Annotated in this window: 15 protein-coding genes; 11 read left to right on the top strand and 4 right to left on the bottom strand. The window is 68.3% G+C overall.

What is annotated here, in order from left to right; genetic code table 11:
• The first annotated feature begins 5 nt into the window (after nt 1-5).
• Genes ccoO through ccoP form a run of 3 tightly spaced genes read left to right on the top strand, consistent with a single transcriptional unit; the run spans nt 6 to nt 1,819 of the window.
• Nucleotides 6-734, top strand: a complete 729-nt coding sequence (gene ccoO / locus BLV97_RS00595) for a cytochrome-c oxidase, cbb3-type subunit II (RefSeq protein ID WP_035846743.1) — start codon at nt 6-8, stop codon at nt 732-734.
• A gap of 9 nt (nt 735-743) precedes the next feature.
• On the top strand, nt 744-947 hold the full coding sequence (locus BLV97_RS00590; protein WP_035846746.1) for a CcoQ/FixQ family Cbb3-type cytochrome c oxidase assembly chaperone: 204 nt from the start codon (nt 744-746) through the stop codon (nt 945-947).
• The gene (gene ccoP, locus BLV97_RS00585; RefSeq protein ID WP_035846748.1) at nt 944-1,819 is read left to right on the top strand and encodes a cytochrome-c oxidase, cbb3-type subunit III; all 876 of its coding nucleotides are present in this window, start codon (nt 944-946) and stop codon (nt 1,817-1,819) included. Before BLV97_RS00590 ends, ccoP begins: the two co-directional genes overlap by 4 nt.
• A 63-nt stretch (nt 1,820-1,882) precedes the next feature.
• Here the strand turns inward: ccoP and BLV97_RS00580 are convergent, their stop codons facing one another.
• A complete protein-coding gene (locus BLV97_RS00580) occupies nt 1,883-2,119 on the bottom strand; it encodes a hypothetical protein (RefSeq protein ID WP_035846751.1) in 237 nt (78 codons plus the stop codon).
• Nucleotides 2,120-2,217: 98 nt separating this feature from the next.
• Here BLV97_RS00580 and BLV97_RS00575 point away from each other — a divergent pair, with 98 nt between their 5' ends.
• The gene (locus tag BLV97_RS00575) at nt 2,218-3,117 is read left to right on the top strand and encodes a LysR family transcriptional regulator (protein WP_035846753.1); all 900 of its coding nucleotides are present in this window, start codon (nt 2,218-2,220) and stop codon (nt 3,115-3,117) included.
• Here BLV97_RS00575 and BLV97_RS00570 read toward each other — a convergent pair.
• Nucleotides 3,099-3,656 (bottom strand): acetate uptake transporter, encoded by a 558-nt coding sequence (locus BLV97_RS00570; protein WP_035846756.1) that lies wholly within the window; start codon nt 3,654-3,656, stop codon nt 3,099-3,101. The two genes, BLV97_RS00575 and BLV97_RS00570, sit on opposite strands and share 19 nt — an antisense overlap.
• 728 nt (nt 3,657-4,384) lie before the next feature.
• Here BLV97_RS00570 and ccoG point away from each other — a divergent pair.
• The 5 genes from ccoG (at nt 4,385) to BLV97_RS00545 (ending at nt 10,039) form a co-directional block, all read left to right on the top strand.
• On the top strand, nt 4,385-5,935 hold the full coding sequence (gene ccoG / locus BLV97_RS00565) for a cytochrome c oxidase accessory protein CcoG (protein WP_035846759.1): 1,551 nt from the start codon (nt 4,385-4,387) through the stop codon (nt 5,933-5,935).
• A 1-nt stretch (nt 5,936) separates the two neighbouring features.
• The gene (locus BLV97_RS00560; protein WP_035846761.1) at nt 5,937-6,389 is read left to right on the top strand and encodes a FixH family protein; all 453 of its coding nucleotides are present in this window, start codon (nt 5,937-5,939) and stop codon (nt 6,387-6,389) included.
• 3 nt (nt 6,390-6,392) lie between these two features.
• Nucleotides 6,393-8,594 carry a heavy metal translocating P-type ATPase gene (locus BLV97_RS00555; RefSeq protein ID WP_035846763.1) on the top strand — a complete coding sequence of 734 codons (2,202 nt, stop codon included), beginning with the start codon at nt 6,393-6,395 and terminating at the stop codon, nt 8,592-8,594.
• A gap of 9 nt (nt 8,595-8,603) precedes the next feature.
• Entirely contained in the window at nt 8,604-8,762 is a 159-nt protein-coding gene (gene ccoS, locus BLV97_RS00550; RefSeq protein WP_035846765.1) for a cbb3-type cytochrome oxidase assembly protein CcoS, read from the top strand.
• A gap of 83 nt (nt 8,763-8,845) precedes the next feature.
• Nucleotides 8,846-10,039 (top strand): lytic murein transglycosylase, encoded by a 1,194-nt coding sequence (locus BLV97_RS00545; RefSeq protein ID WP_035846771.1) that lies wholly within the window; start codon nt 8,846-8,848, stop codon nt 10,037-10,039.
• A gap of 17 nt (nt 10,040-10,056) precedes the next feature.
• Here the strand turns inward: BLV97_RS00545 and smc are convergent, their stop codons facing one another.
• The gene (gene smc / locus BLV97_RS00540; RefSeq protein ID WP_035846773.1) at nt 10,057-13,512 is read right to left on the bottom strand and encodes a chromosome segregation protein SMC; all 3,456 of its coding nucleotides are present in this window, start codon (nt 13,510-13,512) and stop codon (nt 10,057-10,059) included.
• Nucleotides 13,513-13,778: 266 nt separating this feature from the next.
• On the opposite strand from smc, the gene BLV97_RS00535 reads away from it, so the two are divergent.
• Nucleotides 13,779-14,156 carry a GFA family protein gene (locus BLV97_RS00535; RefSeq protein ID WP_035846792.1) on the top strand — a complete coding sequence of 126 codons (378 nt, stop codon included), beginning with the start codon at nt 13,779-13,781 and terminating at the stop codon, nt 14,154-14,156.
• Entirely contained in the window at nt 14,153-14,620 is a 468-nt protein-coding gene (locus BLV97_RS00530) for a GNAT family N-acetyltransferase (protein WP_035846775.1), read from the top strand. Before BLV97_RS00535 ends, BLV97_RS00530 begins: the two co-directional genes overlap by 4 nt.
• Here BLV97_RS00530 and BLV97_RS00525 read toward each other — a convergent pair.
• The gene (locus BLV97_RS00525) at nt 14,614-15,351 is read right to left on the bottom strand and encodes a metallophosphoesterase (RefSeq protein WP_035846781.1); all 738 of its coding nucleotides are present in this window, start codon (nt 15,349-15,351) and stop codon (nt 14,614-14,616) included. The genes BLV97_RS00530 and BLV97_RS00525 overlap by 7 nt on opposite strands.
• Nucleotides 15,352-15,452 lie beyond the last annotated feature (101 nt).

Here is a 15,452-nt window from a genome sequence, read left to right as displayed (position 1 = left end):
CAGACATGGCATTTCTGGACAAACACAAGGTCATCGAGACCAACGCCACCCTGCTTCTGGTGCTTGCCTTCCTGGTGGTCACCATCGGCGGCCTGGTCGAGATCGTGCCGCTGTTCTACCTCAAGAACACGATCGAGAAGGTGCAGGGGGTCCGCCCCTACACGCCGCTGGAGCTGGAGGGGCGCAACATCTACATCCGCGAGGGCTGCTACGTCTGCCACAGCCAGATGATCCGCCCGATGCGCGACGAGGTCGAGCGCTATGGCCATTACAGCCTGGCGGCGGAATCGATGTACGACCATCCGTTCCAATGGGGCTCGAAACGGACGGGGCCCGATCTGGCGCGGGTCGGCGGGCGCTATTCGGATGCCTGGCATGTGGATCACCTGACCAATCCGCAATCGGTGGTGCCGGAATCGATCATGCCCAAATACGGCTTCTTGCTGAACCGGATGATCGAGGGCGAATACATCGCCGACACGATGAAGACGAACCGCTTCGTGGGCGTGCCCTATACCGACGACATGCTCAAGAGCGCACGCGCCGATTTCGCCGCGCAGGCCAACCCCGATGCCGACGGGGTGGAGGCGCTGCAACGGCGCTACTCCAAGACCAATGTGCGCAATTTCGACGGCCGCCCGGGAATTTCCGAGATGGACGCGCTGGTCGCCTATCTTCAGGTGCTGGGCACGATGGTCGATTTCTCGACCTTCACCCCCGACGCCAGCCGGTAGGGGGCGGGGATGAGCACCTACGACACCCTGCGCCATTTCGCGGATAGCTGGATGCTGCTGTTTCTGGTTCTGGTCTTCCTTGGCGTCATCGTCTGGGCCTTCCGTCCAGGCAGCCGCAAGGACCAGGACGAGGCCGCGACCGCGATTTTTCGTAACGAACACAGCCCGGCCCGTGATGCGGCCGACGCCGCCGAGAAGGAGGCGACGCAATGAGCGACCCGACCAAACCCGACCGCAAGCCCGGCGATGTCGAGACCACCGGCCATAGCTGGGACGGGATCGAGGAATTCAATAACCCGATGCCCCGCTGGTGGGTGATGGTGTTCTACGTCTGCATCATCTGGGCGGCGGGCTATTCGATCTTCTACCCGGCCTGGCCGCTGATCAACGGCGCGACCCCGGGCGTCCTGGGCTGGTCGACGCGCGGCGACGTGAAGGCCGAGATGCAAAGCTGGACCAATCAGAACAAGGCGATCCAGGCCAAGCTGGTCGCGACCGATCTGGGCCAGATCAAGAACGACCCTGCGCTGTCGCAATATGCCACCAATGCCGGTGCCGCGGTGTTTCGCACCTGGTGCGCGCAATGCCACGGTTCGGGCGCGCAGGGCAACAAGGGCTTCCCCAACCTGCTTGACGACGACTGGCTTTGGGGCGGTACGTTGAAGGATATCGCCTTCACCGTGACCCATGGTGTGCGCAACACCGACGACAGCGAGGCGCGCTATTCCCAGATGCCCGCCTTCGGCCGCGACGGCATCCTGACGCAGCCGCAGATCGCTCAGGTCGTGCAATATGTGATGTCGCTGACAAATGCGGCGACGGATCCGAAGGCGGTCGAGGCGGGAAAGACAATCTTCGCCGACAATTGCGCCGCCTGCCACGGCGCAGGGGGCAAGGGCGATCGCGCCATGGGGGCGCCGAATCTGACCGACGCGATCTGGCTTTACGGCGGCGACCGCAAGACGCTGACCGAAACCGTCACCAACGCCCGCTTCGGCGTGATGCCCGCCTGGGGCAAGCGTCTGTCCGAGGCCGATATCCGGGCCGTAACCTATTACGTCCACAGCCTGGGCGGTGGCGAATAGACGCTGCGCCCGGGCCGCAGAATCCGACGGAAAGGCCCGGCCCCCGCCGGGCCTTTTTGCTGATCATTCCGCACCGGTTTCCGGCGACGGCCTGCGCCGCCCGCGCCAGAATGCGGGCTTCGCGCGGCGGTGCTCCACCCGTTCGGCGCGACGGTAGCGGCGCTCGAAGTCGGCGGAAAGCCAGACGCGCTCGGGGTCGTGGGCGGCGGGGCTGTCGACCACGCCTTGCGCCCGCCGCTCGGGCCGGGGGCGGGTGACGCCGCTGGCCAGAAGAAAGCTATCTGCAAATATTCTCAACATGAACTGACTCCGTTCTGTGCCTGGGTGCCCTTTCAGCTTTGGCAAAAACGGTTCATCATGCGAGTCTGGAATATTTTCGATATGTAAGATCAGATTGAATGATACCTTGGCGCGATCTTCCCCCGCTCACCGCCCTGCGCGCGTTTTCGGCCTATGCCGAAACCGGCACCGTGGTCGCCGCGGCCGATGCGCTGGGCGTCAGCCATGCCGCGATCAGTCAGCAATTGCGGGTGCTCGAGGCCCATCTGGGCGTGCAGCTTCTGCGCCGCGCTGGCCGGGCACTGACGCTGACACCCGAGGGCGAACTTCTGGCCGGGGCGCTGGCCGGCGGCTTTGGAGAGATCGCCCGCATGGTCGAGCGCCTGACCGGGGCCGAGGCCGCGCGCCCGTTGCGCCTGACCACGACGCCCAGCTTCGCCGCCGGCTGGCTGATGCCGCGGATCGCCGAGTTTCGCGATCAGCACCCGGACATCGACGTGGTGATCGATCCCAGCGGGGCGGTGCAGCCGCTGGGGCGCGGCGGCTATGACATCGCCCTGCGCTACGGTAGCGGTGACTGGCCGGGCTACGTGGTGCATCGGCTGGTGGATTCGGGAATGGTGGTGGTCGCGGCGCCCGGGCTGGTGGGCGCGGGGCCGGTGGGCGACCTTGCCGATCTGGCGGGTTATCCCTGGATGCAGGAGCTGGGCACCAGCGAGGCCACGGATTTCCTGCAGGCGCATGGTGTGGCCACCAGGGCGCGACGCGGGATCGTATCGCTGCCCGGCAACATGATGATCGACGCGGCGCGCGACGGAATGGGGGTGGCAGTGATCGCCGGGGCCTTCGTCGCGGCGGATATCGCCGCGGGACGGCTGCGCGTGCTGTATGCCGACGATCGCAAGAAGGGGTATTTCCTGGTGACGCCCGAGGGCGTGTTGCGCCCGCCGGCCCGTGCCTTCGCCCGATGGGCGCGGCGGCAGGTGGCGGGCGCGGGGCCTCAGACGGCGGAGGCGTAGGGGCCGATCGGCAGGACCGTACGGCCGTAGTTCTCGTTGATGACCTCGGCGGCCGAAAGGTAGAAGGCGAGCACCGCGGTCACCAGCCCGACATAGCCGCCGATGGTGCCCAGCACGGGGGCGAACCAAACGCCCAGGGCAAGCAGCACGAAGGTCAGCCACAGCGCCAGGAACACCAGCTGCAGCGCCTTGTTGGCGCGGAAGGTGGCCAGCCACATGTAGAAGGTGAAGACCCCCCACACGAACAGGTACCAGCCGATGAAAATGCCAGGTGCCTTGCCGTGGAACATCATCGTGAACAGCGCCCAGGACCACCAGAAGGCGCCATAGCTGACGAAGGCGACCAAGCCAAAGGTGTTGCCGCGCGGGTATTCCAGAAGCCCGGCCAGCAATTGGGCCGAGCCGCCGTAGGCGAACGCGAGCGCCAGCACAAGGTCGACGTCGGCACCTCCGAACCAGCCTGCGTTATGCATGCTGAGCATCCAGGTGGTGAAGGCGAAACCGGCAAGCCCCAAGGGGGCGGGATTGGCAAACTTCATCGAGTCTCCTCCTCTTCGGGCCCGATAGATGGCATCGGCGGCTCAGGCGGGGTCCGGGCCCGGCCCCGTCCGCGTCTTGCGCGTGGCTCTGCTCTGAGCGCACCCACAGGTGGAAATCCACCGATGACAGGCAGAGCTAGCTCCGCCGAAACCACATGTCATCCATGTCTGTATTGCCGCGCGGGATCGTGACAATCTGCTCGCGAACTCTGACCGCAAGGTGATCGCGCCGTGATTGCGCTGCCGCCGCGAAGTGCCCTTCCGCGCCGGGGGGGGGGCGGGGCTGCGGTACATATTCCGGCCGCGGTCGGGCGGGGGTGCCGTTCGGCTGCAGCGCGCGGCAGCTGCCCCGCCCGCGGCCGGAAAAACGCTACGGCTGGTCCGTACGCGGAGGCCGGAGCGGCGCCCCCGCCCGACCGCGGCCTTGACGCCGTGCAAGGCGCGACCACAAAGCGGCGCGCCATTTGATACAGGTCAAGGCGAATCCCCCCGGAACGTTCCAGATTGATCCGAGCCCTGGCAACGGGGCCAGCACCGGTGCCCCGTCCTGTTCGCGCGTTTCCTGGGGGCACCGGTGTCTATCTTTCCGGGCGTCGCAGAAGGGCAAAGGCGGCGCCCGTTATCGTTCTTTCAAGCCATGGCGTGTTATTGACGCAGGTCAAGGCACGGCCCTTGCGGTTGTCCGATATCTCGATCACACGAGTTCGTGATTTCAGCGGAGGCCGCAGTTGAGTTCGCAAGACACCAGCCCCGAGCCACTTTATACCGCGCGGGCGCCGATCTTCCCGCGCCGGGTGCGCGGCCGCTTTCGCAGCCTCAAGTGGGTGATCATGGCGGTGACACTGGGGATCTACTACGTCACCCCCTGGATCCGCTGGGATCGCGGACCAAACCTGCCCGATCAGGCCGTGCTGGTGGATCTGGCCAACCGGCGTTTCTTTTTCTTCTGGATCGAGATCTGGCCGCACGAGTTCTATTTCGTCGCGGGGCTTCTGATCATGGCCGGGCTGGGGCTTTTTCTGTTTACCTCGGCGTTGGGCCGGGTCTGGTGCGGCTATACCTGCCCGCAGACCGTCTGGACCGATCTCTTCCTTCTGGTCGAGCGCTGGATCGAGGGCGACCGCAACGCGCGCCTGCGGCTCTATCGAGAGGATTGGAGCGCGCGCAAACTGCGCCTGCGGGTAATAAAATGGATCGCCTGGATGCTGATCGGCCTGGCCACCGGCGGCGCCTGGGTGTTCTATTTCGCCGATGCGCCGACGCTGCTGGTCAATCTGCTGACGGGTCAGGCCCATCCCGTCGCCTATATGACCGTCGCGGTGCTGACCGGCACCACCTTTGCCTTCGGCGGCTTCGCGCGGGAACAGATCTGCATCTATGCCTGCCCCTGGCCGCGTATTCAGGCCGCGATGATGGACGAGGACACGATCACCGTCGCCTATCGCGAATGGCGCGGAGAGCCGCGTGGCAAGCACCGCCGCCGCGCCGAGATGCAGCAAAAGACCGCCCAGGCCGAGGCCGAACTGCGCGCCGTGGGGCCCAAGGCCGGCGGGTCTCCCTACATCCCGATGCCGGGGATGCCTTTGGGCGTGGGCGGCGCCATCCCGCCCAAGGATTCGCTGGGCGATTGCATCGATTGCAACGCCTGCGTCAACGTCTGCCCGATGGGGATCGACATCCGCGACGGCCAGCAGATGGCCTGCATCACCTGTGCGCTTTGCATCGACGCCTGCGACGAGGTGATGGACAAGATCGGCAAGCCGCGCGGGCTGATCGGCTACATGGCGCTGACCGACGAGACCGCGGAACGCGTCGGCCGCGCGCCGCGCCGGATCTGGAAGCACGTCTTCCGCCCCCGCACCATCGTCTATACCGTGCTGTGGTCGGCGGTGGGCCTGGGGTTGCTTGCCGCGCTTTTCCTGCGCGCGCCGATCGGCCTGACCGTCGCCCCGGTGCGCAATCCGCTGTACGTCACCCTGTCGGACGGGTCGATCCGCAACACCTATGACGTGCGGCTGCGCAACAAGCAGCACGAGGCCCGCCCCTTCGCGATCACCATGGATCCGATACCGGGGCTGAGCCTCAGCCTGGAAGGTACCTCGGGCTATGTGGTCAAGGTTCCCGCGGATGAGACGCGCCTGCAGCGTGTCTACATCGTCGCCGCGCCGGGCAGCGCCCCGGCCAAGGCCGATCGCACCGCGGTGCGGCTTTGGGCGCAGGATATGACCGGCTTTGACAAGGTGCAGGAAAAGACCGTGTTCTTCGGCAAGGAGAAATGACATGGCACCACTGACCGGACGCAAGGTCCTGGCGATCTTCGTGGCCGCCTTCTCGGTGATCATCGGGGTCAATCTGCTGCTCGCCTACCAGGCGGTGCACAGCTTTCCCGGGCTCGAGGTCGAGAACGGCTATGTCGCGAGCCAAAGCTTCAATCGCGACATGAAGGCCCAGAAGGCGCTGGGTTGGACGGTACAGCTGGGCTACGAGTCCGGGGTGTTGACCGTCGATGTCGACCGCGCGCCCGGATCGCCCGCCGACGTGGCCAGCCTGGGCGTGCTGGTCGGCCGCCCGACCGAGGCGAAGGAGGACAAGCGCCCAAGTTTCACCCGCAGGGGTGACCGGTTCTCGGCCCCCGTGGAATTGCGGCGCGGCAAGTGGATGGTGGTGATCAGCGCCCAGGCCACGAACGGCACCCATTTCAAGCAGCGCCTGTCGCTGGTGGTTCCGGGCTAGCCCATGCCCGGCGTCTCGACCCCCGGCTTTTCGGCCTGCCCCGCCTGTGCCGTCGCCCCGGCGGCAGAGGATCTGGCGCAGCGCGCCGAACAGACCGCGGCGGCCGGGGCGGCTGGGCGGCTGATGTTGTCGCTGCCCACCGCCCATTGCGCGACCTGCATGAGCACGGTGGAACGCGGTCTGCGCGCCGTTCCTGGCGTCCGCGATGCCCGGGTGAACCTGACCCTGAAACGTGTCGCGGTCGAAGCCGCGCCCGGCGTCGATGCCGCCCAGCTGATCGAGGTGCTGGCCGGCCTGGGCTATGAGGCGCATGAGCTGGACCCCGGCGTCCTGAGCGCCACCGAGGCCGACCGGCAGGGCCGCGATCTGCTGATGCGGCTGGGCGTCGCCGGCTTCGCGATGATGAACGTCATGCTGTTGTCGGTCGCGGTCTGGTCGGGGGCCGAGGCCGAAACCCGCGACCTGTTCCACTGGATCTCGGCGCTGATCGCGCTGCCGACGGTGGCCTTCGCGGGTCAGCCCTTCTTTCGCAGCGCGCTGGCGGCGCTGAAGGCCCGGCGGCTGGGCATGGATGTGCCGATCTCGCTGGCGATCCTGTTGGCCGCGGGGCTGTCGCTTTTCGAGACCATCGAGGGCGGGCGTCACGCCTATTTCGATGCCGCCGTGTCGCTGACTTTCTTCCTGCTGGCCGGGCGCTACCTGGATCACCGCACCCGCGCCGTCGCGCGTTCGGCCGCGCAGGAACTGGCCGCGCTGGAGGTGCCGCGCGCCCTGCGTCTGCGCGACGGGCAGGAAGCCGAAGTGCCGATCGCCGAGCTTCGCGTGGGCGATCTGATCCGCCTGCGCCCCGGCGGGCGGGCACCGGCGGACGGGGTGGTGACCGAGGGCGCGTCGGAACTGGATCGCTCGCTGTTGACCGGAGAGAGCCTTCCATCACAGGCCGCGCCGGGCACACATGTCAGCGCGGGCGAGGTAAACCTGACCGGGCCGCTGATCCTGCGGGTCACGGCGGCGGGGCGCGACAGCGCACTGTACCGGATGGCCGATCTGGTGGCCGTCGCGGAAAGTGCGAAGAACAAGTACACCTCGCTTGCCGACCGGGCGGCGCGGATCTATGCGCCGGGCGTGCATCTGCTCAGCCTGGTGGCCTTTCTGGGCTGGCTGTGGATCTCGGGCGATCTGCGGCTGGCGGTGAACATCGCCGTGGCCGTGCTGATCATCACCTGCCCCTGCGCCCTGGGTCTGGCGGTGCCGGCGGTGGTGACGGCGGCCTCGGGGCGGTTGTTTCGCAAGGGGCTGCTGATCAAGGACGGCACCGCGCTGGAACGTCTGGCCGAGGTCGACGCGGTGGTCTTCGACAAGACCGGCACGCTGACGCTGGGCACGCCCGAGCCGATGAACCTGGGCGATCACCCCACGGCGGATCTGCAACTGGCCGCGGCGCTGGCGCAGGGCTCGTCGCATCCGCTGGCCCGGGCGCTGGCACAGAGGGTCGCGGCGCGCGGCCTGACCCCGGTCGCCGTGACCGATCTGCGCGAGGTGCCGGGCTATGGCGTCGAGGGCCGCTGGCAGGGGCGCCGCGTGCGCCTGGGCCGCGCCGAATGGCTGCAGGCCTCGCCCGAGGCCGCCACCGCCACCTACCTGGATACCGGCGCGGGCACCCCCCGCGCCTTCACCTTCACCGACCGCCTGCGCCCCGGCGCCGAGGCGGCGGTGCGCGGCCTTGCCGCCCAGGGCAAGGCCGTGCATCTGATCTCGGGCGACAGCCCGGCGGCGGTGCGGGCGATGGCCGAACGGCTGGGCATCGCCCGCTGGCAGGCCGGGGCGCTGCCCGCAGACAAGGCCGCGCGGCTGGCCGAGATGGCCGCCGAGGGCCACAAGGTGCTGATGGTCGGTGATGGGCTGAACGACACCGCGGCGCTGGCGGCGGCGCATGTCTCGGTCTCGCCGGCCTCGGCGCTGGATGCGGCGCGGGTGGCGTCGGACATCGTGCTTTTGGGCACCGATCTGGCGCCGCTGGCCGAGGCCGCGCATCTGTCGCGCCGCGCCGTGCGCCGGATCAAGGAGAATTTCGCGATCTCGGCGGCCTATAACCTGATCGCGGTGCCGATCGCGCTGATGGGGTTGGCGACGCCGCTGGCGGCGGCCTTGGCGATGTCGGCCTCCTCGATTACCGTGTCTTTGAACGCCTTGCGCCTGCGCTAGGGGATGGTCATGGATGTGCTTGCCTATCTAATCCCGATTTCGCTGTTCCTCGGCGCCATCGGCCTGGCCGGGTTCTTCTGGACCCTGCGCCACCGACAGTATGAGGATCCCGATGGTGACGCGCAGCGCATCCTGTCGGACGAATGGGACGAGCACCCCAAACCCTGACCCGCGCGGCAAAGGCCCGGTTTGCCTTTGCCCCGTGCCCTGTTAGGCTGGTCCGGCCAACCTTCCCAGCCCCGGAGATCGCAATGCGCCGCGCCGCCTTCTCGCTTCTTGCCGCCGTCCTGCTTTCTGCCGGCCCCGCCCTGGCCGAAGCCGCCGCGCCCGTCCCCTGCGGCGGTCCGCTGCCGGCCTTCCTGAAGGCCTTCGAGGCGCGCGCAGTCGCCCAGGGCCACGACGCCGCCGCGGTGCGCGCCTTCTTTCGCGGCGCCCGGATCGATCCGAAAGTGCTGGCCGCCGACGGCGCCCAGGGGGTGTTTCGCAAGACTTTCCTGCAATTCTCCAGCGCCCTGATCAGCCGCAGCCGCGTGGTCGGCGGCGAACGCAACGCCCGCCGCTACGCCGCTATCTTCGCCCGGGCCAAGCGCGATTATGGCGTGCCCAAGGGCATCTTGCTGGCCTTCTGGGCGTTCGAGACCGATTTCGGCGCCGTCCAGGGCAATTTCAACACCCGCGACGCGCTGCTGACGCTGGCCCATGATTGCCGCAGGCCGCAGGTGTTCCAGCCCCAGTTGATGGCCGCGATCACGCTTTACGAGAAGGGCGAATTCAATCCCCAAACCACCACCGGCGCCTGGGCGGGAGAGATCGGGCAGGTGCAGATGCTGCCCCGGGACATCCTGGAGCGCGGGGTGGATGGCGACGGCGACGGCAAGGTGACGCTGAAGACATCGGTGCCCGACGCGCTGCTGTCGGCGGCCCACACGTTGCAGATGCTGGGCTGGCGCGCGAACCAGCCCTGGATGGTCGAGGTCCGGGTGCCGAAGGATCTGGACTGGGCCAGGACCGGGCTGAACACCCGGCTGCCGGCACGGCAATGGGCGGCGATGGGGGTGCGGGCGCGGCAGGGGCAGCTACCGGGGGGCGACCTGCCGGCCTCGATCCTGCTGCCCCAGGGGCGCAAGGGCCCGGCCTTCATGGTGTTTCCCAATTTCGACGTGCTGTTCCACTGGAACAAGAGCTTCGTCTACGTCACCACCGTGGCCTATTTCGCCGATCTGATGGAGGGCGCGCCGCGTCTGGATCCGGGACATCCCGACCCACAGCTTGACCTGGCGCAGATGAAGGCCCTGCAACGCAAGCTGCAAGCGCGTGGCTATGACGTGGGCAAGGTCGACGGAATCCTTGGCCGCAAGACCCGCACCGCCGTGCAGAAGGAACAGAAGCGCTTGAACCTGCCCGCCGATGCCTGGCCCACGCTTGGCCTGCTGAAACGGCTTTGAACCCTCGGGCGCGGGCCTCAGGCCACCATCTGTTCGGCCCGCTTGAGGTCGACCGAAACAAGCTGGCTGACGCCCTGTTCCTGCATCGTCACACCGAACAGGCGGTCCATCCGGCTCATCGTCACCGCGTGGTGGGTGATGATCAGGAACCGCGTGTCGGTCTGGCGGGTCATCTCGTCCAGCATGTCGCAAAACCGGGTGACGTTGGCGTCGTCGAGGGGCGCGTCGACCTCGTCGAGCACGCAGATCGGCGCCGGGTTCGCCAGGAACACCGCAAAGATCAGCGCCATCGCCGTCAGCGTCTGCTCGCCCCCCGACAAAAGCGACAGCGTGGACAGCTTCTTGCCCGGCGGCTGGCACATGATCTCCAGCCCCGCCTCCAGCGGATCGTCGCTTTCGACCAGCACCAGCCGGGCCTCGCCGCCGCCGAACAGATGGGTGAAAAGCATCGAGAAATTGCCGTTCACCTGCTCGAAGGCGGTCAGCAGCCGTTCGCGTCCCTCGCGGTTCAGCCCGGCGATGCCAGAGCGCAGCTTCTTGATCGCCTCTTCCAGATCCGCCTTTTCGCTGACCAGATTGTCATGCTCGGCGGTCACCTCCTTGGCGTCCTCCTCGGCGCGCAGGTTCACCGCGCCCAGCGCGTCGCGCTGACGCCGCAGACGGCCGACCTCGATTTCCAGCGCCTCGGCGGCGGGCATCGCCTCGGGGTCGGTCGCCAGCGAGGCAAGCAGCGCGCCGGGGGTCATCTCGGTCTCTTCATGGATGCGCTCGGCGGCGTGGGTCACGGTCTCGCGCGCGGCTTCGGTGCGGGCCTCGGCACGGGCGCGGGCCTCGCGGGCCTCGCCGGCCAGACGCTCGGTCTCGCGTTCGGCGATCTGGGCCTCGCGCAGGGCGGTCTCGGCCTCGGCCAGCGCGTCGGCGGCCTTGCGGCGCCGCGCCTCGGCGGCCTCGATCGCTTCGGACAGCTCGGCACGCTTCTCGGCGATCTCTTCGGGCGCGGCGGCGGCGGTTTCCAGTTCCGCCTCGCTCTCGGCGCGGCGTTCTGCCAGTTCGGCCGAGCGTTTCTCGGCCGTCTCCAGCCGCAGCTTCCAGCCCGAGATCTCCTTCACGATCTCCTGCCCGCGACGCACCCGCGCCTCGCCCTCGCGGCGCAACTCATCGTGGCCCGACCGGCGGGTCATCATCGTCATCCGCGCCGCCTCGACCGTCATCTTGACGTCCTCGATCCCGGCGCGCGCGGCGTCCAGATCGGGCAGGGTTTCCAGCCCGCGCTCGGCCTCCTTCAGCCGTCCGCGTGCCGCCATCGCCTCTTCCTCGTGGCGCTTCACGGCCAGATCGGCGGCCTCCAGCTTGCCCTGCGCGATCGAGCTTTCGGCCTCGGCCCGGGCCAGCGCCCGGTTGGCCTCGGTCACCGCCTGATCGGCGCGGCGGCGGGCATCGCGGGCGGCCTGATCGGCACGGGCCAGATCGGCAAGCTGCTGCTGCAGATGCTCATGCGCCTGCTGCGCCCCGGCCGCGCGGGCCGACACATCTTCAAGATCGCGCTTCAGCGCCACAAGGCGGTTCAACTGCTGGAGCCGCAGCGCCGCGGCCGAGGGCGCATCCTCGGCGCCGGCACGGAAGCCGTCCCAGCGCCACAGGTCGCCCTCGCGGCTGACCAGCCGCTGGCCGGGCTGCAACATCGGTTGCAGATGCGGGCCGTCGGCGCGTTCGACCAGCCCGATCTGCGCGATCCGGCGGCGCAGCACCTCGGGCACCTCGACCTGGGCCGACAGCGGCGCGACGCCCGGAGGCAGCGGCTGGGTCTCGTCGTAATCGGGCAGACCGGCCCAGCCCGAGCCCTCGTCGCCGTCCAGTTCGGGGGCACGCAGATCATCGGCCAGGGCGGCGCCCAGGGCGGCCTCATAACCAGGGGTCACGCGCACCCGATCCAGCAATTGGCTGCCGGCATGGGATTCGCGTTCGACCAGCTTGGACAGCGCCGAGACCTCGGCGCGCAGCGCGCTGGCCTCGCCCTCGGCCTCTGATCGCAGGGCGCGGGCGTCGGCCTCGCGGCCCTGAACCTCGGCCCGCGCGGCCTCGGTCTCGGCCAGATGCGCTTCCGCGGCCTCGGCGGCTTCGGCCGCAGCGGCAGATGCCTCCTCGGCGCCCGCGAAATCCTCGGCCGCGCGGTCAAGCGCCGCCTTTGCCGCGGCCACCGCCTCGCGGGCCCTGGTGGCTTCGGCCTCGTTCTTCTCGACCGTGGTGCGCACTTCCGACAGCATCCGCAGCGCCGATTGGTGCCGCGCGGCAAGGCGGGCCACATCCTCGGTGCGTTCGGCCAGTATCTCCTCGCGCTCCGACAGAACGGAAGCCGCCTCGCGCGCCGCCTCGGCGGCTTCGGCCAGGCGGTCGTCATGACCCGCATGGGCCTTTGCGATCTGCGCCTGTTCCCATTCCAGCCGGGTGATCGTCTCGCCCGCGTCGTGATTGAGGCCGGTCTCGCGCTCCATGTCGCGGCCGAGCTGGTCGATGCGGGCGGTCAGGGTCTCGATCAGCCGGCGGGCGCGGGCTTCTTCGTCGTTCAGGGCGTCGCGCTGGACGTTCAGGCGCTGCAGGACGGCCGCCGCGATCGCCTCTTCCTCGCGCTTCGGCGGCAGGCCGTCCTCGGCCTTGGTCCGCGCCGCGGTGGCCGCGCGCGCCGCGGCTTCGGCCTGGGCGGCGGCCTTGGTGCGTTCGGTCAGCGCCTGATCGGCGGCCAGGCGGGCCTCGTCGGCCTCCTTCCACCGCCGATACAGCAGCGTCCCCTCGGCCCGGCGCAGCTCTTCCCCGATTTCGCGGTAGCGCGCGGCCTGGCGCGCCTGCCGGGCCAGCGTGGCGATCTGCCCGGCCAGCTGTTCGACCACATCCTCGACCCGCGCAAGGTTGGTCTCGGTCGCCGACAGTCGCAATTCGGCCTCGTGCCGGCGCTGGTAGAGGCCCGAGATCCCCGCGGCTTCTTCCAGGATCCGGCGGCGGTTCTTGGGCTTGGCGTTGATCAACTCGGAAATCTGCCCCTGGCGCACCAGCGCCGGCGAATGCGCGCCCGTCGAGGCATCGGCGAACAGCATCTGCACGTCGCGCGCCCGCACCTCCTTGGTGTTGGCGCGGTAAGCCGAACCCGCGTCGCGGGTGATCCGGCGGATGATCTCTATCTGGTCCTGATCGTTGAAACCCGAGGGCGCCAGGCGTTCCTGGTTGTCGATCGTCAGCGTCACCTCGGCGAAGTTGCGCGCCGGGCGGCTGGCGGCGCCGGCGAAGATCACATCCTCCATCCCGCCGCCGCGCATCGCCGTGGGGCGGCTTTCGCCCATCACCCAGCGCAGCGCCTCCAACAGGTTCGACTTGCCGCACCCGTTCGGCCCGACCACCCCGGTCAAACCATCATGGATGATCAGATCCGTCGGATCGACGAAGCTTTTGAAGCCGTTCAGACGCAGCCGGGTAAAGCGCAACACAGGGGCCTTTCAATGATTCCCGTATCCGTCTCATGCTCAAGATCACGGCGGCGCGAGTCAACAGGGAACCCCATCATCTGGCGGGGATCCGCAAGGTATTCACAAGATGTTGGGCGTTGTAACAATTTGGTAACGCCGGACTTGACCCTTGCGCGGCAGCGGCGCCTAATGTCCGGCACACAAGTGGAGACGGGGATGTCTGACGCCTATCTGCGGCGCGGTCCGGGCCAGGATGGCTGCCGGGCCTCTTGGCGGGCCTGGCGATGAGTGGCGGGCGCTGCCTTTGCACTGCCGTGCGCTTCGAGTTCGACGGCGCACCTCTTTGGCAGGCCCATTGCCATTGCGAAAGCTGCCGGCGCAACTGCGCCGCGCCGTTCACCTCGTTTTTCGGGGTCTCCGACGGCAGCTGGCGCTGGACTGGCGCCGCCCCAAGTGTTTATGTCTCCTCTCCTGGGGTCGAGCGGATGTTTTGCGGGACCTGCGGTACGCCGATGGCCTACCGCGCCGATCGCTACCCCGACGAGACCCATTTCTACGCGGCGACGCTGGACGATCCGGCCGCCTACAGCCCTCAAGAACATGTCCATTGGGACGAACACCTTCCATGGCTTTCCATATCCGACACTCTGCCGCGACGATGACCCCGATCCGCGCCATCCCCCCGTATGATTGGCAGGCGCTGTTGCGGCTGATCCAGACGAACTTTGCCTATATGGAAGGGCGGATCGACCCACCCTCGTCGATGCATCGGCTGACCGCGGGGGCGATCGCGCGCAAGGCCGAAGAAGGCGAGATCTGGGTGATCGAGGATGATCATCACCCGGTCGCCTGCGTCTTCCTGACCCCGCGCGAGGGCGCGCTGTACATCGGCAAGCTGACGGTCGCGACCAGCCATCGCGGCCGCGGCCTGGCGCGGCGCTTGGTCGAGATGGCGCAGACCCGGGCCGAGGCGCTGGGCCTGCAGCTGCTGGAACTGCAGTCGCGGATCGAACTGGTGGAAAACCACGCAGCCTTCGCCTCGATGGGGTTCGAACTGACCGGCGAGACGGCGCATCCGGGCTTCGACCGTCCGACCTCTCTGACGTTTCGCAAGCTGCTTCAGTAGGGCGGCAGAGGCTGGCGGCCGCGCTCGGTCAGTTCCCAGACGTCGCGGTCCTCGATCACGACCACGCTTAGTGGCCCGCCATAGGCTGCGCCGCTGTCGATGTTCAGCCGGTTGCCGTAATGGGTGGCGCGCTCGACCGGGGTATGGCCATGGACGATAAGCGCACCGTGATCGCGCAGATCATCCAGGAAGGCGCGACGGATCCAGGTCATGTCGTCCTCGGTCTGTGCCGTCAGCGGCAGGCCGGGGCGGATGCCGGCATGAACGAAGAAGACCTCGCCGCGATGCAGATGGGTGGGAAGACCGGCCAGAAAGGCATGGTGGGCGGCGGGCACTTTGTCACGCGCCTCGGCGTGAAGCTCGGCGACCGGGCGGCGCCCGGGGTTGGCGATGCCATAGGAGGCCAGCGTCTCAAGCCCGCCGACGCGGGGGTGAAGCCAGGTGTAGTCGGGCCGCAGCATCGGATCCTGGAAATCGGCGCGCTCCAGGAAACCCGCGAACATGCGGTCATGATTGCCCTTTAGCACCACCCAGGGCGCGCCCGCAGCGATCCCCTCTGACAGAAATGCGATCACCCCGGCGCTGTCGGGGCCGCGATCGACCAGATCGCCGACATGCACCACCGGCGCCTCCGCGTCACCGGTTTCGGCCCGATCGCGTTCGATCCGCGCATGTGCGCCGCGCAGAAGATCGATCTGGCCGTGGATGTCTCCAATCGCATAGCTGCGCATCTGGCGGGTCTCCGACTTTCAGTGTCCGGCCGCAGGCTAGCGTGCCAGGCGCCCAAGGAACAGGGGCGGCCCGCCCGCGTCGCGCCGCCCCTTCATCTTGG

The sequence above is a fragment of the Allgaiera indica genome (genome assembly GCF_900106675.1).
Taxonomy (GTDB): Bacteria; Pseudomonadota; Alphaproteobacteria; order Rhodobacterales; family Rhodobacteraceae; genus Acidimangrovimonas; species Acidimangrovimonas indica.
The sequence above is the reverse complement of the archived record's forward strand: the minus strand, read 5'-3'. Positions and strand labels throughout refer to the sequence as shown.